This is a genomic window from Caulobacter sp. FV1ye6ST, from assembly GCF_058681225.1.
Genome location: NZ_CM178733.1, coordinates 1,150,658 through 1,173,457 on the forward strand (window position 1 = coordinate 1,150,658; position 22,800 = coordinate 1,173,457).

The following is a 22,800-nucleotide window of genomic DNA, read 5'->3' on the forward strand; positions in this document are numbered from 1 at the left end:
GAAGGGCTTCCAAGGCGTCCGATGTGGCGCGGCACCCCCACCCAACCCTCCCCCATCAAGGGGGAGGGCTCATAGAGCGCCCTCATGACCCAACCGCATTCCGCCCCCTTGGCCGGCCGCCATATCGCCGTCCTGCTCGGCGGCCCTTCGTCGGAACGGCAGGTCAGCCTGGTGTCGGGCCGCGAGTGCGCCGACGCGCTGGAGCGGCTGGGGGCCAAGGTCTCGCGGATCGACCCCGGCGCCGACGTCGCCCAGGTGCTGACCGCCACCAAGCCCGACATGGTGTTCAACGCCCTGCACGGCGAATGGGGTGAGGACGGCTGCGTGCAGGGCGTGCTGGAAACCCTGAAGCTGCCCTACACCCACTCGGGCGTGCTGGCCTCCGCGCTGGCCATGGACAAGGCCAAGGCCAAGGCCGTGCTGGCGGCCGCCGGCGTGATCGTTCCAGGCGGCGGCCTCTACAACCGACACGATGTCGCGCGCGACCATGTGTTGCAGCCCCCCTATGTCGTGAAGCCCAATGCCGAGGGATCCTCGGTCGGCGTCTTCCTGGTGTTCGAGGGCGCGAACCGGCCCCCGGTAGAACTTTCCGCCCCTACCTGGAGTTTTGGCGAGGAAGTGATGGTCGAACCGTACATCCGAGGGTTGGAATTGGCCGTCGCGGTGCTGGGCGAGTCAAAAGGTCCCAGGGCGCTGGCGGTCACGGATATCCGTGCATCCACAGGTTTCTACGACTACGAAGCCAAGTACTCCGAGGGCGGTTCAATCCACGTTCTACCGGCCCCAATCCCTGATGGCGTAAGGGATCGCGCCATGCGAATGGCCGAGCTGGCCCATACCGCTCTTGGTTGCCAAGGGGTGACTCGGTCGGACTTCCGTTATGACGACATTAACGACCTTCTGGTCCTTCTAGAGGTCAACACGCAGCCCGGCATGACGCCGACCTCGCTCGCTCCCGAGCAGGCCGCCCACGTCGGGATCCCGTTTGACCAGTTAGTTCTATGGATCGTGGAGGACGCTTATGCCCGCTGTAGTGCGGGGGGGACCGCCTAAGCCTAGGCGACCCCGGGCCGAAGCGCCCGCAAGTCCGAGCAAAGGCAAGCCGGCGCCCCGGGGGGCGCAGCCGGCCGCGAAGTTGCACGCCGCCAAGGGCGTGGGTTTGTCGCCCACGGTGGCCCTGAGCGTAGCGGGCGCGGCCTTGGGTCTCGGTCTTGTAATCATGCTGGCGACCGGCCATCGGGCCGAGCGCATCGGCGTGTCCATGGTTCAAGGCGTCGACAACAGCTTCGCCTCGGCGGGCTTCAAGCTGAAGACGGTTCACATCCGCGGCGCTTCGGCGACCGCGCAAGGCGATATTCTGGCGGCCTCGGGCCTCTACCTGAACCAGCCGACGCTGGGCATGGACCTGAACGATGTCCGCACGCGGGTGCAGGGTGTCGGCTGGGTCAAGGACGCCAAGGTCGTACGCATGTTGCCCGACACCGTGCTGATCGCGGTGGAAGAGCGGCCGGCTCTCGCCGTCTGGCAGAACCAGGGCCGCATGAAGGTGATCGATGGCGAAGGCCGGGTGATCAGCGAGGCCGATCCGGCCCGCTTCCCCGGCTTGCCTCTGGTGGTAGGGCAGGGCGCCGACCAGGCGGCCGGCCTGATCCTGCCGGCCGTGGCCTCGCGGCCGCGCCTGCGAGATCGTCTCGAAGCGCTGGTGCGCGTCGACGATCGCCGCTGGGACTTGAGACTGAAGGACGGTTCGCTGATCCAGCTGCCGGCCATTGACGAAGAATCCGCGCTGATTCAATTGGATCAGCTCGACCAACGACAGCGAATCCTCGACATGGGTTTTGCGCGGATCGATCTGCGCGACCCCGAAATGGTGGCTGTGAGACCTCGCGACGCGGCGCTGCCAGGGCAGCCCGTGGCCGGCGGGGCGTAACGAGTGATGGACTGAGGTGACGATAGCGATGTCGCGATTGGAGGAACGGAAGCAAGCTCGCGAGGGCCTGAAGGCCACGCTCGTGCGCCAGCCCGCCATCGCGGCCGTCGACCTGGGCGCGTCCAAGGTCACGTGCTTCATCATGAAGGCCGACGGGATCCACCGCGACAACCGCACCCTGACGACCGCCGGTGTCGGCTACGTCCAGTCGCGCGGCGTGCGCGGCGGTGCGATCGTCAATCTGGACGAGGCCGCCCAGGCTATCGCCCAGGCCGTCGAACGCGCCGAGACCGTGGCTGGCGTCAACGTCCAGGGCGTGTCGGTCTGCACGGCCGGTGGCCAGCTGGCGTCCAATCGCGTCCACACCCAGGTGTCGCTGGGCGCCCGTCCGATCGGCGACGGCGACCTATCGCGCGCCATTTCCGCGGCCCTGGCCCAGGTCCGCATCCCGGGCCGCAAGCCGATCCACCTGCTGCCCATCGCCTGGTCGGTCGACGGCCAGCGCGGCATCCGTGATCCGCGCGCCATGTTCGGCCGCTCGCTGGGTCTCGAGTTGCTCGTGGTCTCGGTCAACGAGAACATCTTCCACACGCTGGCCCACTGCGTTGAACGCGCTCACCTGTCCTTCGAGGGCGTGGTCGCCGCGCCGTTCGCCTCGGCCCTGGCGGCCCTGGAAGAGGACGAGATGGACCTGGGCGCGGTCTGCATCGACATGGGCGGCGGCTCGACCTCGGTCGCCGTGTTCAACAACGGCGCGCTCTGCCACGTCGACAGTCTGGCCGTCGGTGGCGCGCATGTCACCCAGGACATCGCGCGCGGCCTGCAGACCTCGGTGGTCGGCGCCGAGCGCATCAAGACCCTACACGGTTCGGCGATCGCCTCGGCCAACGAGGACCGCGAGATGATCGAGGCGCCGCCGCGCGGCGACGATCCGGGCGCCGGTCCGGTGATCGCGCCGCGTTCTCTGCTCAAGGGCATCATCCAGCCGCGCGTCGAAGAGACCCTGGAACTGCTGCGCGAGCGCCTGAAGGCCTCGGGCGCGCCGGTCGAGCCGGGCGCGGGCATCGTCCTGACGGGCGGCGCCAGCCAGCTGGCCGGCGTCCGCGAAGTCGCCGTGCGCGTGTTCGATCGCCCGGTCCGCCTGGGCCGTCCGCGCCGGGTGCCGCACCTAGCCGACGCCGCCTCGGGTCCCGCCTTCTGCGCCGCCGCCGGCACCTTGCACCGCACCGCCTTCGGCCCGCGCGAAGCGGTGTCGAGCAAGGCGCTGGCCGGCAATGTGTCGCGCAAGCGTCCGCTGGATCCGAACGCCAGCCCGATGGCCAAGGCCGCCGCCTGGCTGAGGGACAACCTCTAAAGCGCCGCTGTTTCAGCGCTCGAAGTTAAAGCGTGAGTAACTCTACAGTTTAACACCTTGGGCCCGGTCGATCGTATCGACCGGGCCTTTTGCTGCCCGAGTCAGCCTATAGTCTCCAGAATTGGCGTTCAGCGTCGTTCGGTCGCACGCGCCTGTGGATCCCCAGCGGAACCCTTGGTTCGCCAAGAGATTCTGTTGATAGACCACAATTTATCCCACGGTCGCGCTCGACCAGATCACGACTCAGATTATGCAGTTAACTGCCGATTAACGATGGTGGTTGTTCTGTTAACACGATCGTCGAGGCAATCCTGGGCGATCGGGTGTCGCCGAGGTCTAGTTCGACGATTTCGGCGTTAAGGACGCGAGGGTCCCATGGCTATTTCTCTTTCCGCGCCGCGTACGACCGAGCTGAAGCCGCGTATCGTGGTGTTTGGTGTCGGCGGCGCTGGCGGCAACGCTGTGAACAACATGATCGAGGCGGGCCTCGAAGGTGTTGAATTCGTAGTGGCCAACACCGACGCACAGCAGCTGCAGTTCGCCAAGACGGACCGCCGCATCCAGCTGGGCGTGCAGATCACGCAGGGCCTGGGCGCCGGCGCGCATCCTGAAGTCGGCATGAGCGCCGCTGAAGAGAGCTTTCCGGAGATCGGCGAGCACCTCGACGGCGCCCATATGGTCTTCATCACCGCCGGCATGGGCGGCGGCACCGGCACCGGCGCGGCCCCGATCATCGCCAAGTGCGCCCGTGAGCGCGGCATCCTGACCGTCGGCGTCGTGACCAAGCCCTTCCACTTCGAAGGTCGTCACCGCATGCGTCTGGCCGACAGCGGGATCCAGGAGCTGCAGCGCTACGTCGACACCCTGATCGTCATTCCGAACCAGAACCTTTTCCGCGTCGCCAACGAACGCACGACCTTCGCCGAAGCCTTCGGCATGGCCGACCAGGTGCTGCACTCGGGCGTTCGCTCGATCACCGACCTGATGGTCCTGCCGGGCCTGATCAACCTCGACTTCGCCGACGTCCGCACGGTCATGACCGAGATGGGCAAGGCGATGATGGGGACCGGCGAGGGCGCCGGCGAAGACCGCGCCCTGATGGCCGCTCAGAACGCCATCGCCAACCCGCTGCTGGACGAAGTTTCGCTGAAGGGCGCCAAGGCCGTGCTGGTCAACGTGACTGGCGGCATGGACATGACCCTGCTGGAAGTCGACGAGGCCGCCAACGCGATCTCGGACCAGGTTGATCCGGAAGCCAACATCATCTTCGGCGCGGCCTTCGATCCGTCGCTGGAAGGCGTGATCCGGGTCTCGGTGGTCGCCACCGGCATGGACGGCGCCTCGATCGCCCAGATCGAGCCTAAGCCCGTCTCGCGCAACATCACGACCCAGCCGTTGATCGCCGACACCGCGCGCGCTCCGGCGCCGCAACCGGAACCGGCCCGACCGACCGCCCGCTACGAAGCCGCTCGCCCCGTCGAGCGCCCGTCGTCGGCCTTCGCGCCCGAGCCCGCCCAGGAGCCCGAGGTCGTCATGTCGGCGCCTCAGGAAGCGGAAGCCGAGCTCTATTACGACGAACCCCGTGTAGCTGAAGAACCACGTATTTCCGCGCCTTCGGCCCGGGTGACCCGCATCGTCGACCCGATGGTCGATGAAGTCGCCGAAGAGCCGCTGTTCCCGGAGAACAACTACTACGAAGAGCGTCGCCCCCAGAAGCAGGGCGGCGGGTTCTTCTCGATGTTCGGCGGTGGCCGTCAGCGCTACGAGCAGCAGGCTTCGTCGGCTCCGCAGCCGCAGGCTCGTTCGGCCCAGAGCGCCCGCCCGCAGCTGCAGCCGATCGAGGCCCCGCAGACCGACGACGGCGAGGACCTGGAAATTCCGTCGTTCCTGCGCCGTCTGGCCAACTGAAAGGAAGACCCCAAGCGGGATCCTTCCGAACGGCCCAAGTGAACTTAAACGCACGCGAAACGCCCTGGGAGAAATCCCGGGGCGTTTTGCGTCGCGGGCTTGCTTGCGACTCCAGTTCCGCTTGGCCAGAGTGCCGCCTTCGATCGCGACGTTCGCGACGGGGGAGAGCGCATGCGGAAGTTCCTGTACGGCCTGTCGGGGCTGGCGTTGTTGGCGGCCTCGGCTTCGGCCGCTCCGGCGGCGGACAAGGATCCGGGCGCCAATGCGCCCGTGCAGTACGAGGTCTCGTTCGAGAACGCCCGCCACCACGAGGCCAAGGTCGTCGCCACCTTCCGCAACGTGCCCAAAGGCCCGCTAAAGGTGCGCATGTCGCGCTCGTCGCCTGGCCGCTACGCGATCCACGAGTTCGCCAAAAACGTCTACCAGGTCAGCGCCGTCGACGGCGCGGGCAAGCCGCTGAAGCTGGAGCGCGGCGAGCCCTACGGCTGGACCGTTGAGGGCCACGACGGCACGGTGAAGGTGACCTATACGCTCTATGCTGACCGCGGCGACGGCACCTATTCGCAGGTCGACACGACCCACGCGCACCTGAACATGCCGGCCACCTTCCTGTGGGCCCAGGGCTATGACGACAAGGCGATCCGCGTGCGCTTCAAGCGCGCCGATCCTAGCTGGAAGATCGCCACGCAACTGCCCGCCGTCGCCGGTGAGGCCGATGCGTTCTGGGCGCCGAACCTCCAGTACTTCATGGACAGCCCGACCGAGATCAGCGCCCTGACGGTGCGCGAGTGGCAGGTCACCGACAGCGGCCGCACCTACACCTTCCGCCTGGCGCTGCATAATCCGGGCACGGACGAGGACGCCGACAAGTTCGTCGAGAAACTGAAGGCCATCGTGCCCCAGCACATCAAGGTGTTCGGCGAGCTGCCGAAGTTCGACCACGGCGAATACACCTTCATCGCCGACTACATGCCGCAGATCACCGGCGACGGCATGGAGCACCGCAACTCGACCTTCATCAGCCAACCGCGCTCGCTGTTCCGGGGCAATTTCAGCCAGCTGGGCACGGCCAGCCACGAGTTTTTCCACGCCTGGAACGTGGAGCGCATCCGCCCGGCCGAACTGGAGCCGTTCGACTTCACCAAGGCCAACCCGACCCCGTCGCTATGGCTCGCCGAGGGCTTTACTCAGTATTACGGCCCGCTGCTGATCCGCCGCGCGGGCCAGTCCACGGTGGACGAGTTCCTCACCGGCCTGTCGGGCACGCTGAACGGCGTGGTTACGGGTCCTGGCCGCCTCTACGGTTCGCCGCAAGAGATGAGCCTGCGCGCGCCGTTCGTCGACGCCGCCGCGGCGCTGGATCCGACCAATCCGAACATCTTCACCTCGTACTATCCGTACGGCGCGGTGATTGGCCTGGCTCTGGATCTGCAGCTGCGCGGGCGCGAAAAGCCGCTCAGTCTGGACGACTTCATGAAGCAGATGTGGCGCGCGCACGGCGTCAACGAGAAGGCCTACAAGCCCGCCGACGCCCGCGCGGCCCTGGCCAGGACGACGGGTGACCAGGCCTTCGCCGACGGGTTCTTCAAGGCCAGCATCGAGGGCTCGGCTCTGCCGGACTTTGGCCCTCTGCTGGATCAGGCCGGCCTGAAGCTGCGGCCCAAGTCGCCGAAGAAGGCCTGGCTGGGCGCATCGCGCGTCAAGGTCAGCGGGACAGACGTGATCCTTGACGCCCCGCCGGTTCCGAACAGCCCCCTCTACGCCGCCGGCGTCGAGGTCGGCGACCGGATCGTCAGCATCGGACGCTTCGAGTTCGCCAATGAAGGCGACTGGACCGACGCCCTGGAGCGCTTGAAGCCCGACGAGGCCACCACCGTGAAGTTCGTCCAGCGCGGCCAGGCCCGCGAGGCCCCGCTGAAGGTCGCCGCCGACCCGACCCTGGAAGTCGTTCGCTACGAAAAGGCAGACCTGAAGCCGACAGAGGCGCAGCTGGCGTTCCGGAAGGCTTGGCTGGGCGCGGAGGTCGAAGCGGTGAAGGCGGCGCCGTAGCGAATTCGGGCGGGGCTTGCCCTGCGAGCCTGCCCTAGCGCTCGCGGTCTAGGTGCGTAGCCCCGAGCATGATGGAACGGCGCGGGCGCGAGCCGTCGTCAGTGCGCCGGTCGCCGCGAGATAGATGGAGCCGCCGAACAGAACGACGGTGGTCGCGACGCTGGCCTCTGGACCGAAGGCGCCGCCGGTCAGCCACCAGGGCGCGCTGGCCTTGGGCGCAAGGTCGATGACCAGGCTCTGGACCGCGATACGGCCGCCGCTGACTTCGAGGCCAAAGCCGACGCCCAGCAGCCAGTTCCAGGCGGTGTGCCAGGCGCAGACGCCCCACAGCGAGCCTTCCTTGATTGCGTAGAGGCTGATCATCACGGCGAAGAGCACCAGATTGGCCAAGGCCAGGGCCAGCTCCTTCGAGGGGGCGATGTTGCCGCCATGCATGATCGCGAACAGCAGGGCGTTGATGACGATCGCGGCGGCGAGGCCGTGGCGCGAAGCGACAAGTTGCATCAGCCAGCCGCGCATCAGCAGCTCTTCAGTCCCGCCCTGGATCATGAAGCCGCCGAACAGGGCGAGGATGGGCAGGAACAGCATTGGCGATGGCGCGGTCCACACGCCGTGTCCCTCAATACGATACCCGCCCGTCGCCCAGATCAGGCCGATCACCGCGAACAGGAAGCCCGCGCCGACCAGCAGGCCTCGGGCGTACCGCTGAACAAACCGGCCGTTGAGGCCCAGAACGATCGGTGAGCGGCGCTCGAACAGGCGGACCCAAGCGAGCAGGAGCAGCGCGGTGACGCCGAAGCCGACCAGTTGGATGACCATCGGCAGCCATTGGGTCTCGAGGTCAGCCTGGTGGAAGCCTATCGGCTTCAACACGCCGAAGATCGTGACGAGCTGGCCCAGGACGAAGAAGACTATAATTAGCGGTATGGCAGCCGCCGTCCACGTGCGACGATGTGTAGGCTCTCCGGCCCCATATAGTTCAACGTTTTTCAAGTGCGCCCCCAGTTCTAGATCGCAGCCGTGTGTATTCGGCCTTCGGGGTGCGCTATTCTGTAAAACGCCGCATCTGGGTACTTAATTATATCTCATGAAGTTTTCGCCATCTGGCGCGGCCGGCATGTTCGCGCGGCGGATCGACCGCGACTCCTGTGCGGGCGCGCGGGAACCAGGCGGCGACCCGCGCGCCTTTTGGGGCGGCTTCTAGTCGATCTTGACGAAGGGCGTGGAGCCGCCGGTGACCTTCGGCAGCTCGCCGTTCCACTTCTCGATGGCCAGTTGCTGGAGCACCTGCGGGTTGGCGCGCAGGGCTTCGCCCTTGATGCGGATCGACTCGGCCTCGCCGCGCGCGCGGGCGATGGCGGCGTTGGCCAGGGCGGTTTCCTTGGCTTCCAGCGCCTTGGCGGCCAGGGCCTCCTGCTCCAGCTGGGTCTTGGCCTGCATCTGCTGGATGATGGCGGTCGGGTAGCGGATGGAGCCGATCCAGTCGAGCTGCGAGACCGTCACGCCATGGCGCGCCCACTTGGTGGCCACGCGTGCATAGGCGCGCTGGATCACCTGCTGGCGGCCGCCGCTGTAGAGGGTCTCGACCCCGACCTTCTCGGCCTCGGCGGCGACGGCCGAGCGGACGTCGTTGCGGATGGGCCCGTCCAGCAGCTGGTCGAACGACAGGCGATAGGTCTGGTAGAGGTTCGGGGCGGAGGCCGGATTGACCTGCAGGGTCACCGAGATGTCGGCCGTCATCGGCAGGCCGGTGTTGTCGGAGAAGGTGATCTCCTCGTTCTCGTTGCCGCGCTCGTCCTTCTCGCGTGTGTAGCTGTAGGTGCGCTGGATCACCGGGTACTGGATGATCCGCTCGCCGATCCCGCGGAAGTACCAGCGGGCGGGAAGGGGCTCGGGCGCGACGCCAGCCGACGAGCCCAGGGTGCGGATCTTCACCCCGACATTGCCCGGCTCGACCGTCGTGCTGTGCGATAGCACGCTGCACGAGCCCAGCAGAAGGATCAGCACCGCGACGACGCCAATCAGGATCATCTGGCCCTGCTTCTGGAACGGCGCCTTGAGCTTGCGCGAGGGCGATGCGAACGGACTGTCGGTCATTCGGAATCCTTGGGCGATGTCGTCATGGTCTTGGAGAGGTCGCGGAGCAGAAGGCGGGCCAGCCAGCCCAGCGCCAGGACGCCGGCGGCGAAGGCGGCGGGCGCGGCGATCAGGCCAAGGTCCGTGCCGGAGCCCCACAGCGGTCCGACGACCACCCGCATCAGCACGACGGCCAGGAACATCCACCCGACCAGATAGGCGGCGGCCTTTGCGTAGATCACGGCGGCCCTCCCTCGGCGACCTTCGTCTCGCCCCATGGTAGAGCCTCAACAGGCGCCGCTGGCAAGGCTCGTCTCCTCTCGGACCGGAAAGCGCGATAGACTGTCATGATCTGCCAACGCTTAGCCTGAACCGGTCACGATGAAGCTCACCCGCGCCGATCGGAAGATTCTGCAGATCCTGCAGGAGGACGGCAAGATCTCGAACGTCGACCTGGCCGAGCGGGTGGGGCTGTCGCCCAGCCCATGCCTGCGCCGGGTCAAGCAGTTGGAGGCGTCGGGGCTGATCAGCGGCTATGTCGCCCTGCTGGACCGGCGCAAGGCCAAGCTGGACGTCCTGGCCTATGTCGAGGTGCAGGTGAACCACGTGGAGGGCGCGGCGGAAGCTTTCCAGCAGGCCGTGCTGCGCCAGCCCGAGGTGGTCAGTTGCCACGTGATGACCGGCAGTTTCGACTACCTGCTGAAGGTGGCCGTGCCCAATCTCGACGCCTATGCCGACTTCACCATGAAGCGCCTGCTGAAGATGCCCTCGGTCAAGGACATTCGCTCGTCGTTCGTGCTGGACACGATCAAGGATTCCACCGCCCTGCCGCTGGACTATCTGGAGTGATCGTATTCGGCCAGTTTTAGCGATATCACTGGCATGATGTGACCATGAGGGTGCATATCCTGGTCATCATCGCCACGTTCTGACTTCAGGCTCGCGATAAGCTGCCTTCCGACATCCATCCGGAATGCGCCATGACCTCCTCCGTGTTCACCGGCCTGACGCTCCAGGCCCCGGACTCCCTGCTGTCGTTGATCGGCCTCTATCGCCGCGATCCGCGCCCCGGGAAGATCGACCTGGGCGTGGGCGTGTTCCGCGACGACCATGGCGCGACGCCGGTGTTGGAGGCCGTCAAGGCCGCCGAACGGATCCTGCTGAACACCCAGACCACCAAGTCGTATCTTGGCCCGGAGGGCGACATCGGCTTTCTGGACCTGCTGAAGCCGATCATCTTCGGCGACGCGACTTCCCACGAGATGTTCGGCGTGCAGACGCCCGGCGGCACCGGCGCGGTGCGCTTGGCCTGCGAGCTGCTGAAGGCCGCCAAGCCGGACATCCGCATGTTCATCGGCGCGGCGACCTGGCCCAACCACACCCAGATCCTGGACCAGCTGGGGATCGAGACCGTCACCTTCCGCCACTACGACCAGCGCGCCCAGCGCATCGGCTTCGACGAGATGATGGCGGCGCTGGAGACCGCGCGGGCCGGGGACGCGGTGCTGCTGCACGCCTGCTGCCATAACCCGTCGGGCGCCGACTACAGCCTGGAGCAATGGGCGGCGATCGCCGAACGGGTGGCGCGAAAGGGGATCGTCCCGCTGATCGACCTGGCCTATCAGGGCCTGGGCCTGGGGCTCGAGGAAGACGCGGCGGGCATGCGTCTGGTTCTGGCCGCCGCCGTGGACGGCCTGCTGGCCTATTCCTGCGACAAGAATTTCGGCCTCTACCGCGAGCGGGTCGGCGCGCTCTACACCCTGACCCGCGACGCGGCGACGCTCGATCTAGCCGCCAGCAACATCCGGGCCCTCGCGCGCACCAACTGGTCTATGCCGCCGGATCACGGCGCCGCCACGGTTCGGATCATCCTGGAATCCGAAACGCTCACGGCGCTGTGGAAGTCCGAACTGGACGCCATGCGCACGCGTGTGGCCCACCTGCGCCAGCGCCTGGCGACGGCGGTTCCGCTGCTGGCGCCGCTGGCCGGTCAACACGGCCTGTTCGCCCTGCTGCCGCTGTCGCCGGCCCAGGTCGCGACACTGCGCGAGGACCACGCGATCTACATGGCGGGTTCTGGCCGCATCAATCTGGCCGGCCTGACCGTTGAGAACATCGACACATTCGCGCGGGCGCTGAACGCCTGCCTGCAGGGAGAAGCCGCATGACCGTGACCCAAGACAACCCGCTCGGCCTCGACGGCTTCGTCTTCGTCGAGTTCACCAGCCCCGAGCCGGCCGCCATGAAGGGCCTGTTCGAACAGATGGGCTTCGTGGCCGCCTCGACCCACCCGACCAAGGCCGTGACCCGCTACAAGCAAGGTAGAATAAACCTGCTGGTCAATGACGAGGCGACCGGCCAGGTGGCCGCGTTCCGCGCCGCCCACGGCCCTTCGGCCAACGGCATGGCGTTCGGCGTCGCCGACGTCGAGCAGGCCTATGCCGAGGCTCTGAAACGCGGCGCCGTGGCGGCCGACGCTTCAGCCACGGTGCTGGGTGAGGGCGCGCGGGTGCTGGAAGGCATTGGCGGCTCGATGCTCTACCTGGTCGAAGGCGCGGACGCGGTGTTCGCCAGCTGGACCCCGGTGGCCGGCGCGGCCGAGGCCGAAGCGGCCAACAATGTCGGCCTCGATCTGCTCGACCACCTGACCCACAACGTCAAGCGCGGCCAGATGCGCACCTGGTCGACCTTCTATCGCGACGTCTTCGGCTTCGAGGAGCAGAAGTATTTCGACATCAAGGGCCAGGCCACGGGCCTGTTCAGCCAGGCGATGATCGCGCCCGACAAGGCCATCCGCATCCCGCTGAACGAGAGCCAGGACGACAAGAGCCAGATCGAGGAGTTCATCCGCCAGTATAACGGCGAGGGCATCCAGCACTTGGCCCTGACCACGGACAATATCTACGACACCGTCGAGCGCCTGCGCGCCCGCGGCGTCAAGCTGCAGGACACGATCGAGACCTATTACGAGCTGGTCGACAAGCGCGTGCCCGGCCACGGCGAGGACCTGGAGCGCCTGAAGAGGAACCGCATCCTGCTGGACGGAAATGTTGGCGAGGAAGGCCTGCTGCTGCAGATCTTCACCGAGAACCTGTTCGGCCCGATCTTCTTCGAGATCATCCAGCGCAAGGGCAACCAGGGCTTCGGCAACGGCAACTTCCAGGCCCTGTTCGAGAGCATCGAGCTGGACCAGATCCGCCGTGGCGTGATCACGGTCGAGGCTTAAGCCCAGCGCTCGCAATGCTCTTCGTTGTCATCCCGGCCGAAGCGTAGCGTAGAGCCGGGACCCAGGGGCCACCGCGGTGCGCCGGCCCCTGGGTCCCGGATCGCCCTCTAGGGGCGTCCGGGATGACAAGAAAATTGGGCTCGGAACGCACATGGACCTCCGCTACCAAACCGGCTTCGGCGCCCACTTCGCCACAGAGGCCGTGGCCGGCGCGCTGCCGGTGGGCCAGAACTCGCCGCAGCGCGTGCCGTTCGGCCTCTATGCCGAGCAGCTGTCCGGCACCGCCTTCACCGCGCCCCGCCATGAAAACAAGCGCAGCTGGCTTTATCGTTTGAGGCCCAGCGCCGGACACGGCCCGTACGCGCCCTACGTCCAGGACAGGCTGGTCTCGGCGTTCGGCGGGCCGGTGACGCCCAACCGCCTGCGTTGGAACCCGCTGGAGATCCCGGCCGCGCCAACGGACTTCGTCGACGGCCTCGTCACCCTGGCGGGCAACGCCGACGCGGCGACGCTCAATGGGATCGGCGTTCACATCTATGCGGCCAACGCCTCGATGAAGAACCGCGTGTTCTACGACGCCGATGGCGAGCTCTTGATCGTCCCGCAGCAGGGCGTGCTGACCCTGGTCACCGAGCTGGGCGTGCTGACGGCGGGTCCGGGCCACATCGCGGTGATCCCGCGCGGCGTGCGGTTCCGCGTCGAGGTCGACGGTCCCTCGCGCGGCTATGTCTGCGAGAACTATGGCGCGGCGTTCAAGCTGCCGGACCTGGGGCCGATCGGCTCCAACGGCCTGGCCAATCCGCGCGACTTCGAGACCCCCGTCGCGGCGTTCGAGGACGTGGACGAACCCACCCTCGTCATCCAGAAGTTTCAAGGATCGCTGTGGGCCGCCGCGTGGGATCACAGCCCGCTGGACGTCGTGGCCTGGCACGGCAACCTCGCGCCGTACCGCTACGAACTGTCGCGCTTCAACACGATCAACACGGTCAGCTTCGACCACCCCGATCCGTCGATCTTCACGGTCCTGACTTCGCCCAGCGACACGCCGGGGACGGCCAATTGCGACTTCGTGATCTTCCCGCCGCGCTGGATGGTGGCCGAGCACACCTTCCGCCCGCCCTGGTTCCACCGCAACGTGATGAGCGAGTTCATGGGCCTGGTCCACGGCGCCTATGACGCCAAGGAGGGCGGCTTCTCGCCGGGCGGATCCAGCCTGCACAACTGCATGAGCGACCACGGTCCCGACGTCGCCAGCCACAGCAAGGCGACGGAGGCCGAACTGGGGGCCCACAAGATCGACGGGACCATGGCCTTCATGTTCGAAAGCCGCTGGGTGATCCGGCCGACGAAGTTCGCTCTGGAGACTTCCGCGCTTCAGGGTGACTATGACGCGTGCTGGGCGGGCTTTCCCAAAGCCCGCCTGCCGTAACAAGAACGAGAATAGAGGAAGCGCCCATGAAGCTCGCGTCTCTCAAGGGCTGCCGTGACGGCCGGCTTGTGGTGGTCTCCAACGACCTGGCCTGGTTCACGGACGCCGGGACCATCGCGCCGACCTTGCAGGCCGCGCTGGACGACTGGACGCGCTGCGGGCCGATGTTGCAGGGGCTGGCCGACAGCCTCGAGCACGGTTCGGTGCCGAAGGAGCGGTTCCATGAGCACGACGCTCTGAGCCCGTTGCCGCGCGCGTTCCAGTGGGTCGACGGCTCGGCCTATGTGAACCACGTGCAGCTGGTGCGTCAGGCGCGCGGCGCGGAGATGCCCGAGAGCTTCTGGACCGATCCCCTGATGTATCAGGGCGCGTCCGACGGTTTCCTGGCCCCCCGCGATCCGATCCCGCTGGCCGACGCCTCCTGGGGCTGCGACCTGGAGGGCGAGGTCGCCGTGATCGTCGATGACGTGCCGCTGGGCGCGACCCGCGAGGAGGCCCTGGCCGCTATTCGCCTGATCATGCTCTGCAACGACGTCTCCCTGCGCAACCTGATCCCGGGCGAGCTGGCCAAGGGCTTCGGCTTCGTGCAGTCCAAACCCGCCAGCGCCTTCTCGCCGGTGGCGGTGTCGCCGGACGCGCTGGGCGAAGCCTGGAAGGACGGCAAGCTGCACGGAGCCCTGCTGGTCGAACTGGACGGCAAGGACTTCGGCAAGGCCGACGCCGGCGTCGACATGACCTTCGACTTCGGGACCCTGGTGGCCCACGCGGCCAAGACCCGGTCGTTGAGCGCCGGCACCATCGTCGGCTCGGGTACCGTCTCCAACCGTGGCGAGGACGGCGGCCCCGGCAAGGCGATCAGCGAAGGCGGGGTCGGCTATTCGTGTCTGGCCGAGCTGCGTACGGTCGAGACCATCCTGACCGGCGCGGCCAAGACGCCTTTCCTGCTGGGCGACGACACCATCCGCATCGAGATGAAGGACGCCAAGGGCCACTCGATCTTCGGCGCCATCGAGCAGACGGTCGAGCGGGTTTGAGCCTAGAAGGACCTGAAGAGCTCGCCGTCGCGGCAGTAGGCCGGATCTGGGAAACGCGGGCCGGGATCAATCTCGGCCCGCTGGACCTGATCGCCGACGGCAAGGCGCGGAACTACGTTCTCCAGATCGGCGAGGCGCGCTTCCACGGCTTCGTGGTGCGCCGAGGCGAGGCGGTGTTCGGCTATGTCGACCGCTGCCCGCACGCCGGTCTGCCCTTGGCCCAGGAGCTGGACCGCTACCTGACGCCGGACGGCGAGTTGATCCTGTGCTCGTGGCACGGAGCGGTGTTCACGGTTGAAGCGGGCGCCTGCGTTGGCGGACCCTGTGTCGGAGCGAAGCTGACGCCCTGGCCGGTCGAGGCGAGGGATGGGCGGATCGTCACGGCCTGAGGGTTAACCCTGTTTGGTCGGGTCTGTTTAAGGGCTTGGCGACCAGATTGCCGTCGATCCTGAAAGGAACGCGCCGTGCAGGTTTCCGCCACCAACACCGCCCAGTACACGCCGCGCCCGGCGGCTTCGAGCGAGGCGGCCGCGCCGATCGTCGACCTGACGCAGCTGGCGGTAGCCCAGACCAACGCCAAGGCGACGGCCGCTGCGGGCGCAGCGCTAGGTCAGGCTACCGGCGAACTGACGGGCGTGCTGGTCAATATCTCGGCCTGAGCCGAGCTCCAGACAAAAGAACGGCCGCCTTCCAGGAGAAGAAGGCGGCCGAGTCATTGGGAGGAAACGCCCGAAAGGGCTGATTTCCATATAGCCGTTTGGATCGCCCTTGACAACGTTGTCACGAAATTAATTTCGCGTAACGGTGAAATTCAAGGGACGGGCCCTCAGTGCTTCTTGGCCGCCTGGACCTCGATCTCGACCAACATGCCGTCGGCGACCAGGGACGCCACCTGGCTGGTGACGCGCGAGGGCTTGTTGGGTTGGGCCGCCGTGCCGAAGTAGGTCTTGTAGGCCTCCATCATGCCCATGAAGTCCATTTTGCCGTCCTTGGCCGGGTCGCCGACCAGCAGAACGCGCATCATCACGACGTCGGCCATGGTCGCGCCCTGCGCCTTCAGGGTGGCCTCGATGCGGCCCAGCACGCCCAGGGTCTGGGTCTTGGTGTCCCCGAACTTGGCCACGCCGGTGGCCTTCTCGTCGATGACCGGCGGGGTCATGCCGCTGACATAGATCGTGTCGTAGCCGGCCGGGACGGTGACCACGCTGGCGATGGGCGACTTGGGGTCGCCGCCGCGGACGATCTCCTGGGCGTGGGCGGCGCCGGCGAGGGCGGCGACGCCGAAGGCGACGGCGATGAGGCGTTTCATGATGTCTTCTCCCTGTGGAATTCAAACATTGACGCGTGACGGGCGCCGAAGCCGGTATCCAAATTCGGCGGTCACGCTTCGGTTAGTGGGCCTGCAGGCCGCGCGCCTTGGCGGCGGCCTTGGCCGCGTTGCGGGCGGCCACGACGTCCGCGGGCTTGATGGCCGAGGCCTTGTTGCCCCACGAACCGCGAACATACGTCAGGATGGCCGCCAGATCCGCGTCTGTCAGGTCGTCCTTGAACGCAGGCATGCCCGCGCGGCCATTCAGCACCGTGGTTATGACGATCTTCGGATCGCCCTGCACGAGCGGCGAGCCGGCCAAGGCCGGGAAGGCGCCCTTGATGCCCTTGCCCGTCGCCTGGTGACAGGCCGAACAGTTGTCCAAGAACTGAGATTGCGGCGTGGCGGCCGAGGCGAGCGCGGGAACGGTGAGAGCCGTGAAAAGGGCGGCAAGGTGGATAGCTTTGCTCATCATCTTTTCGGGTCTCAGGCTTGCGACACGCGGGCGTGGATCTTGCCGATCTGCTGCCAGGCGGACTCGATGGCCCCAGCCTGCCAGCCGCCCAGATAGCTGAGGTGCTCGCCGGCCAGGTACAGGCGGCCGTCCGGCTCGCACAGTGTCGGATAGCTGTTTTTGCGGCCGCCTTCGCTCCATTCGGCCCAGCCGCCCAGATTGTACTCGGCCAGGTGCCAGCTGAAGGAGAAGGCGTTGTCGAAGTTCTCGGCGTATTCCGGGAAGATCTTTTGACCCGCCGCCACGGCGAAGGCGGCGCGCTCGGCCGGGGTCTTGGCGCTGATCCGCGCCGCCTCGCCGCCGAAGGCGTAGTAACCCAGGAGCACGCCCTTCTGTCCCTGCCAGCCGCAGGAGGGCAGGGTGATCGTGTTGATCCCGGGGATGTCGTTGTAGATGTGGCCGCCGTAGATGTGGTGGTTGTCCTCCCAGAAGCGGCTCTTCATCTGCAGGCCGATCTTGTTGACCGGCGCATAGGCCACGCCCTCCATCGCCGCCTTGAAAGGGGCCGAGGCGTCCAGGTCGATCTGCTTCAGCACGCTGAGCGGGATGGTGCACAGGCAGTAGTCAGCGGTGACCTCGGCCTTCTTGCCGTCGGCGCCCTTGTACGAGACCGTCACGCCGGTGGGCGACTGCTTGATCTTCTCGACGACCGCCCCGTAGCGGATCATCGACCCGACCTGCTTTTCGAAGGCCTTGGCGATCTGGTCCATGCCGCCGATAGGCTGCAGCATGGTGCGCTGCTGCTCGTAGCCGGTGACCGAGCTCAGCACCCGCCAGGCGTTGCTGTCGAGCACGTCCTTGAAGGCGAAGGGCGGCAATTCCTTGCCGGGGCCGGGGTCGACGCCCGCGCCGGGATGGACGGAGAAGCCGCGCCCTTCGGTGCCCTTGTAGGCGAGGTCCTTGGACAGCCGGCCTTCGGTGACGAGGTAGGAGACGAACTTCTCGCGATCGATGCCGGTCAGCGGCGCGTCCAACTGGCCCTGGCTGGCGGCCTTGGCGACCAGTTCGGCGGTGTAGCCGCGGATGTCGGCGGCGATCTCACCCTTGCGCACCGGCTTGCCGGCCAGAGGCCCCGACGCCTTCTCGAAATAGACATAGGACGCGTCGTTATCGTTGACGAAGCTCTCCAGCGGCACGCCGAACTTCTTGGTGTAGTGTAGGGTCGAGCGGTGGTGATACGGGATCCGCCACGGACCGTGGTTGATATACTGGCCCTCGTCGAACTCGCAGGTCTGCTCATGGCCGATCAGGTCTGTGTGCTTGAAGCCCTTGCGGGCGGTCTGGCAGCGGCCACCGGCGAAGGAGCGGGCCTCAAGCACCTGCACCTGATAGCCGGCCTTACTCAGTTCGTAGGCGGCGGTCATGCCCGCCAGGCCCGCGCCCAGGATGACGATCTTGGTGTTCTTGGCGCCGCCCGTCAGCTCCGGCGGCAACTCCGTGGCCGAGGCCATGCCGTAGCCGAGGGCTTCCATCCCCGACAGAACCAGCGACATGCCGCCGACAGCGGCCAAACTTTCGAAGAACCGACGGCGTGTGAGAACTCCACCCGCCGAAGACGCGTCCAATCCACTCATAACGATCCCCGCCCGTCTGTTATCGGCCGGCGCCTGAAGGCGCCGAGCTCGAGGCCGGCGGACCCTGCCGCGCCGGAACGTCGCCATCTCGAAATCATGGCCCCGCTGAAGCAATCCGTTTTCAGTCGAGACGCGGACTGACATGTTAGACGCCTCGCCATTGGGCGCCTCAGGCGGTCAGTGAGCGATCGGTGAGCGGGGGCGGAACATTGTCCGACCTCATGCCGAATCCCTGTTTTCTGAACCCCCGCCACGCCGCGATGGAGTCGCTATGAATTCGTCCGAACACGACGCCAAGAGCGACCTGACCCTGCGTCTCGCGGTCCCGGAGGACGTGCCCGTCCTGTCGGCCCTGATGGATCGCGCGATCGGCGAACTGCTGCGGGCGTTCCTGCCGCCGGAGGGCGTGAAGGCCTCATTCGAGATCATGGGTCTGGATACGCAGTTGATCGCCGACGGCGCCTATTTCGTGGTCGAGGATTCCGGGGAGATCGCCGGATGCGGCGGCTGGAGCCGGCGGGCCACGCTGTTCGGCGGCGATCACTCGGCTGGGCGCGACGCGGCGCTGCTGGATCCGAAGGTCGACGCGGCGCGGGTGAGGGCGATGTACACCCACCCTGACCATACCCGCAAAGGCGTCGGCCGGCTCGTCCTGGACGCCTGCGAGGCCGCCGCTCGCGCCGAGGGCTTCAGCCGTGTGGAGATGGCCGCCACCATGGGCGGCGTCCCGCTGTATCGCGCTTGCGGCTACCACGACATAGAGCCATTCGAGGCGGTGACCTCGACCGGCTACCGCGTGCCGTTGATCCGGATGGGCAAGGGGCTCCAGGGGCTAAAGTAGGCCGCGTTGCCTACTGAGCTTCACCCAGGCGATCACCAGGCGCTCATAGTCTGGATACTGAATCCGCCCTGGATCTAATCTCGCATCACGAGCCAGTTCTGGCAGGGCCACAACGAACTGGTCGTAGCAGTCGAGAACGGCTCGTGTGCCGGGTATTGAAGCCCGTCTTGATGCGGTCATGAGCCAATCCCGGGCGCATTCCACCATCCTGCGGGGATCAGATTCATGCGCAACGGGGTCTATCCCGCCCAGATCGGAAATGAACTTCTGAAATCTGTACGCTTCACGGTCCATGAGCAAAGCGGACTTCTTCTTCTGCAGCGGCCCGCCGAAACGCTTTGCGCCGAGGAAGATTCCTAATTCCAGGGGCATGTTGAACCGAGGAAGGCCGTTTACGTCGTCCAACTCGGTCCGGGAGATATCGTGGATGCCGTATCGGCACTGCTCGATAATTCGATAGATCTTGTCGATGCGGTTCTCGGCTGCATCGGCGGCTTCGCGTGCGCACCTAGCTCTGAACCCGCATGCGATGACGGAGAAGACCAGCGCCTGAAACCCTTGAGCGAACTCCGGGTCGAACGGGCAGTTGATGAAGACGTCGCGAGTTGAGCTTTCAGTCACTTGCGAGGCGGGGTCGACCTATTGGGTGGCGCTGGATGCGTCGAGCCTTTGGGGTCGCGGCTTCCAAAGTAGGAGCCCACAACCTTTGTCGCCTCGGTCAAGGTGATCTGTCCGCCCTTCGACACAGGGTTACCCCATGCCCCTGTGGGAGAATGCGAAGGACTGGAGCTAGCGCGCTTGACCATGCCCGATCTTATCAAGCCGTGCGGTGAACAACCATGATTTTCGTTCCCACGCAAAAGGGGCGGACCTTTCGGCCCGCCCCCTCGCGTTTAGTCTGAGCCCAAGCCTTAGAAGGCGTAGGTCAGTCGGCCGTAGTAGTAGCCGCCGTTGATGCCGTAAGGCGAGAAACCGGGGTACTGGGTCACGCAGCCGCTGCCCGAGGCGATACAGGCGGTCTGGAACGCGGCCGTGAACTTGTCCGGATACTTGTTGAACAGGTTGTTGGCCCCAATCGCGGCGGTGACGCCGACCGGGAACTTGTACGAAAGCTCGGCGTCGGTGATCGCCGCGCTGCTGGCCACGGTGTCGAGCAGCGGACCGGTGCCGGGGTCGGACAGGGCCGAGGCCTTGCCGTAGAAGGTCTCGGTCAGCGACAGCGACAGCTTGCCGAAGGTGTAGAGGCCGTTGACGCCGATCTTGTACTTCGGCGCGGCCTTTTCGAGCAGCGAGGCGGCGTTGCCGGCGAACAGGACCTGGCCCGACGGGAAGGCGGTGCTGGTGGTCGCCAGGGCCGTCGGCGCGGCCTTGACCTTGGTGATCTTGGTCTTGTTGAAGTTGCCCGACAGCGTCCAGTCGATGCGGCCCATGTCACCCAGGTCGGTCGGATAGGCGACCACGAAGTCCAGGCCGCGGGTGCGGGTGTCCAGACCGTTCGAGAAGATGTTGATGCCGGTGCTGGCCACCGTGCTGTCCAGCACGTTGCCGTTGGCGGCGATCGCGGCGTTGACGTTGCTGTTGACCACGACGCCGTTACGCAGGCCGTAGACCGAGCTGGAACCGAAGATGCGGTTCTTCAGGTTGATCTGGTAGGCGTCGATCGTCGCCGTCATCTTCGGGATCGGGTGGGCCACGATGCCGAGGCTGTAGTTCTTCGACTTCTCGGGCTTCAGCCCATCGATGCCCAGCAGGCGAGCAGCCGCCGAGTTCGGCGCCAGTTGCACGAAGGCGCTGGTCGGCGAGACGTTGGTCGCCGAGTAGTAGGATTCCGCCAGGGTCGGCGCGCGGAAGCCGGTCGAGACCGTGCCGCGGATGGCGAACTTCTCACTGAAGTCATAGCGGCTGGTCAGCTTGGCCACGGTGGTGTCGCCGAAGTCGCTGAACTTCTCGTAGCGGACGGCCGCGTCGATCTTCCACTCCGGAACCGGGGTGGCGGCGACGTCGCCGTACAGCGCCCAGCTTGTGCGGGCGTGGCCGCCGGCGTCGGTGCTCTGGAAGCCCGGATAGGACTGCGAGCCTTCCTTATAGGTCGAGGCGGCGTCGCCCTGGCCGATGCGGTAGGTATCGCGGCGCTGTTCGTAGCCGACGGCGACGTCCACCGGCGCCGACAGGCCGACGTCGAAGCCGCGACGCAGGTCGATATTGTTGGTCCACTGGGTCGTGCGCCAGCTGCCGGCGTGGAACGAGGTCGGGGTGAAGCCCTTGGTCGTCAGGGTCGAGGTATCGGCATAGAGGCTGGCGTTGGCCGAATCCTCGACACGCACCTCGATGTCGTCCTTGCCGTAGGTCGACGAGACGTCGAGATCCCAGCCGGCCAGCTTGCCCGAGACGCCCAGGGTCAGGGCGTAGTCGTCCTCGATGATCCGCTCACGAGGGCTGAAGCCCAGCGGGAGAGGCCTGTCGGCCGCGCCCTGCTTGCCCTGGATACGGTTGTAGCGGCGGTAGTTTTCGTAAGCCGAGGCGTCCTTGTGGCCTAGGGTGCCGAATGAATAGACCTCGAAGTCGGCCGGCAGCTCGACGCCGGCGTTGAAGGCCAGATTGTTCAGGCGATACTCGGCGTCGCCCGAGATCAGGTTCAGGTTCGGATAGCCCGGAATCTTGCTTTCGACGGCGTTGTTGGCGGCCGAATAGCTGGGGCTGGCAGGATTGAAAACGCGTTGGTCAGGCAGGCCGCGGTTGGAGAAGCCGTGGTATTTGCTCTCGACCGTCAGGTTCAGATAGCTGTTCTCGGTCGGCGCCATGCCGATATTGATCGAGCCGCCGGCCGTCTTGCCGCCGCCGTCGAAATATTCGCCGCCCGTGGCCGAGATCGAGCCGCCCGACGGGTTCTTCTTCAGGATGATGTTGACGACGCCGGCGATGGCGTCGGTGCCGTACTGGGCGGCGGCGCCGTCCGTCAGCACTTCGATCCGGCCGATGCCGGCCATCGGGATGAAGCCCAGGTCCGCCGCCGCGGCGCCCTGATAGACGCCCGAGAGAACGGCGAGGTTGCCGGTGGTGTGGCGGCGTTTGCCGTTGACCAGCACCAGGGCCTGGTTGGGCGAGAGGCCGCGCAGGCGGGCCGAAAGGGTCAGGTTGGCGGTGTCGCCGCCGAACGCCTGGGCGTTGAACGACGGGACCAGGTTGGCGAGGCCAAGGCGCAGGTCGACCGCGCCGGTGCGTTCCAGCGTGCTGGTGTCGACGACCTGGACGGGGGCGGGGCTGTCGATCACGCGCAGACCCGTCTGGCGCGTGCCGGTAACGATGATGGTGTCGACTTCAGTCTGATCTGGCGCCTTGTCAGGCGCATCAGCGGCATAGGCCGCTGAAGAGTATCCAAAAGTAATCGATAGCGCCGAAATACCCGCCAACAGGGCGGGTTTGAAACGCTGAGTCATTAGTAGCCCCCTCTTTGTATTTATGAACGCGCGATGATTCCCTTCTCCATGGCGTTTTTCTCCCCGTTTTCTTATTTTTGACGCGGGTACTAAAAATATATCGGATGCTAGCCGATCTA

General features: G+C 66.3%; 21 protein-coding genes and 2 pseudogenes. 15 read left to right on the plus strand and 8 right to left on the minus strand.

The genetic code is table 11. From position 1 onward, the window contains the following. Nucleotides 1-84: 84 nt before the first annotated feature. From ACW175_RS05675 to ACW175_RS05700, 6 genes and pseudogenes are all read left to right on the plus strand, one after another. Entirely contained in the window at nucleotides 85-1,053 is a 969-nt protein-coding gene (locus tag ACW175_RS05675; RefSeq protein ID WP_492103648.1) for a D-alanine--D-alanine ligase, read from the plus strand. Then, a complete protein-coding gene (gene ftsQ / locus ACW175_RS05680) occupies nucleotides 1,022-1,930 on the plus strand; it encodes a cell division protein FtsQ (protein WP_492103649.1) in 909 nt (302 codons plus the stop codon). The genes ACW175_RS05675 and ftsQ overlap by 32 nt, the downstream gene beginning before the upstream one ends. A 28-nt stretch (nucleotides 1,931-1,958) precedes the next feature. Beyond that, nucleotides 1,959-3,284, plus strand: a complete 1,326-nt coding sequence (gene ftsA / locus ACW175_RS05685) for a cell division protein FtsA (RefSeq protein ID WP_492103650.1) — start codon at nucleotides 1,959-1,961, stop codon at nucleotides 3,282-3,284. Between the two features lie 273 nt (nucleotides 3,285-3,557). After that, nucleotides 3,558-3,624: pseudogene (locus ACW175_RS05690) on the plus strand (hypothetical protein). A gap of 35 nt (nucleotides 3,625-3,659) precedes the next feature. Beyond that, the gene (gene ftsZ, locus ACW175_RS05695) at nucleotides 3,660-5,192 is read left to right on the plus strand and encodes a cell division protein FtsZ (protein ID WP_492103651.1); all 1,533 of its coding nucleotides are present in this window, start codon (nucleotides 3,660-3,662) and stop codon (nucleotides 5,190-5,192) included. A 171-nt stretch (nucleotides 5,193-5,363) separates the two neighbouring features. Continuing rightward, the gene (locus ACW175_RS05700; protein WP_492103652.1) at nucleotides 5,364-7,241 is read left to right on the plus strand and encodes a M61 family metallopeptidase; all 1,878 of its coding nucleotides are present in this window, start codon (nucleotides 5,364-5,366) and stop codon (nucleotides 7,239-7,241) included. A gap of 48 nt (nucleotides 7,242-7,289) precedes the next feature. Here ACW175_RS05700 and ACW175_RS05705 read toward each other — a convergent pair whose 3' ends face one another. The 3 genes from ACW175_RS05705 to ACW175_RS05715 form a co-directional block, all read right to left on the minus strand. After that, nucleotides 7,290-8,234: a CPBP family intramembrane glutamic endopeptidase gene (locus tag ACW175_RS05705; RefSeq protein ID WP_492103653.1), complete on the minus strand. Its 945-nt coding sequence runs from the start codon at nucleotides 8,232-8,234 to the stop codon at nucleotides 7,290-7,292. Between the two features lie 207 nt (nucleotides 8,235-8,441). After that, on the minus strand, nucleotides 8,442-9,338 hold the full coding sequence (locus tag ACW175_RS05710; RefSeq protein ID WP_492103654.1) for an SPFH domain-containing protein: 897 nt from the start codon (nucleotides 9,336-9,338) through the stop codon (nucleotides 8,442-8,444). Next, nucleotides 9,335-9,559 carry a hypothetical protein gene (locus ACW175_RS05715; protein ID WP_492103655.1) on the minus strand — a complete coding sequence of 75 codons (225 nt, stop codon included), beginning with the start codon at nucleotides 9,557-9,559 and terminating at the stop codon, nucleotides 9,335-9,337. Before ACW175_RS05715 ends, ACW175_RS05710 begins: the two co-directional genes overlap by 4 nt. A 139-nt stretch (nucleotides 9,560-9,698) precedes the next feature. On the opposite strand from ACW175_RS05715, the gene ACW175_RS05720 reads away from it, so the two are divergent. The 8 genes and pseudogenes from ACW175_RS05720 (at nucleotide 9,699) to ACW175_RS05755 (ending at nucleotide 15,665) form a co-directional block, all read left to right on the plus strand. Then, entirely contained in the window at nucleotides 9,699-10,166 is a 468-nt protein-coding gene (locus ACW175_RS05720) for an Lrp/AsnC family transcriptional regulator (protein ID WP_099576249.1), read from the plus strand. A 131-nt stretch (nucleotides 10,167-10,297) separates the two neighbouring features. Next, a complete protein-coding gene (locus tag ACW175_RS05725; protein ID WP_492103656.1) occupies nucleotides 10,298-11,485 on the plus strand; it encodes an amino acid aminotransferase in 1,188 nt (395 codons plus the stop codon). Next, nucleotides 11,482-12,543 (plus strand): 4-hydroxyphenylpyruvate dioxygenase, encoded by a 1,062-nt coding sequence (gene hppD, locus ACW175_RS05730; protein WP_492103657.1) that lies wholly within the window; start codon nucleotides 11,482-11,484, stop codon nucleotides 12,541-12,543. Before ACW175_RS05725 ends, hppD begins: the two co-directional genes overlap by 4 nt. 25 nt (nucleotides 12,544-12,568) lie before the next feature. After that, nucleotides 12,569-12,670: pseudogene (locus ACW175_RS05735) on the plus strand (hypothetical protein); the annotation flags it as partial. A gap of 24 nt (nucleotides 12,671-12,694) precedes the next feature. After that, nucleotides 12,695-13,972, plus strand: a complete 1,278-nt coding sequence (gene hmgA, locus ACW175_RS05740; RefSeq protein ID WP_492103658.1) for a homogentisate 1,2-dioxygenase — start codon at nucleotides 12,695-12,697, stop codon at nucleotides 13,970-13,972. A 26-nt stretch (nucleotides 13,973-13,998) separates the two neighbouring features. Next, nucleotides 13,999-15,006 (plus strand): fumarylacetoacetate hydrolase family protein, encoded by a 1,008-nt coding sequence (locus tag ACW175_RS05745; RefSeq protein ID WP_492103659.1) that lies wholly within the window; start codon nucleotides 13,999-14,001, stop codon nucleotides 15,004-15,006. Continuing rightward, nucleotides 15,003-15,395 (plus strand): Rieske (2Fe-2S) protein, encoded by a 393-nt coding sequence (locus ACW175_RS05750; protein ID WP_492103660.1) that lies wholly within the window; start codon nucleotides 15,003-15,005, stop codon nucleotides 15,393-15,395. The genes ACW175_RS05745 and ACW175_RS05750 overlap by 4 nt, the downstream gene beginning before the upstream one ends. 75 nt (nucleotides 15,396-15,470) lie before the next feature. After that, nucleotides 15,471-15,665 carry a hypothetical protein gene (locus ACW175_RS05755; protein ID WP_492103661.1) on the plus strand — a complete coding sequence of 65 codons (195 nt, stop codon included), beginning with the start codon at nucleotides 15,471-15,473 and terminating at the stop codon, nucleotides 15,663-15,665. Between the two features lie 167 nt (nucleotides 15,666-15,832). On the opposite strand, the gene ACW175_RS05760 is transcribed toward ACW175_RS05755, so the two are convergent. From ACW175_RS05760 to ACW175_RS05770, 3 genes are all read right to left on the minus strand, one after another. Further along, nucleotides 15,833-16,315 carry a RidA family protein gene (locus tag ACW175_RS05760; protein WP_492103662.1) on the minus strand — a complete coding sequence of 161 codons (483 nt, stop codon included), beginning with the start codon at nucleotides 16,313-16,315 and terminating at the stop codon, nucleotides 15,833-15,835. An 82-nt stretch (nucleotides 16,316-16,397) separates the two neighbouring features. Further along, nucleotides 16,398-16,787 (minus strand): c-type cytochrome, encoded by a 390-nt coding sequence (locus ACW175_RS05765; RefSeq protein ID WP_492104901.1) that lies wholly within the window; start codon nucleotides 16,785-16,787, stop codon nucleotides 16,398-16,400. A gap of 14 nt (nucleotides 16,788-16,801) precedes the next feature. Then, a complete protein-coding gene (locus tag ACW175_RS05770) occupies nucleotides 16,802-18,403 on the minus strand; it encodes a flavin monoamine oxidase family protein (protein ID WP_492103663.1) in 1,602 nt (533 codons plus the stop codon). Between the two features lie 271 nt (nucleotides 18,404-18,674). Between ACW175_RS05770 and ACW175_RS05775 the strand changes: the two genes are divergently transcribed. Continuing rightward, the gene (locus ACW175_RS05775) at nucleotides 18,675-19,244 is read left to right on the plus strand and encodes a GNAT family N-acetyltransferase (RefSeq protein WP_492103664.1); all 570 of its coding nucleotides are present in this window, start codon (nucleotides 18,675-18,677) and stop codon (nucleotides 19,242-19,244) included. Here ACW175_RS05775 and ACW175_RS05780 read toward each other — a convergent pair. Then, nucleotides 19,236-19,865: a hypothetical protein gene (locus ACW175_RS05780; protein ID WP_492103665.1), complete on the minus strand. Its 630-nt coding sequence runs from the start codon at nucleotides 19,863-19,865 to the stop codon at nucleotides 19,236-19,238. The two genes, ACW175_RS05775 and ACW175_RS05780, sit on opposite strands and share 9 nt — an antisense overlap. Nucleotides 19,866-20,155: 290 nt before the next feature. After that, on the minus strand, nucleotides 20,156-22,681 hold the full coding sequence (locus ACW175_RS05785) for a TonB-dependent receptor plug domain-containing protein (RefSeq protein ID WP_492103666.1): 2,526 nt from the start codon (nucleotides 22,679-22,681) through the stop codon (nucleotides 20,156-20,158). Nucleotides 22,682-22,800 lie beyond the last annotated feature (119 nt).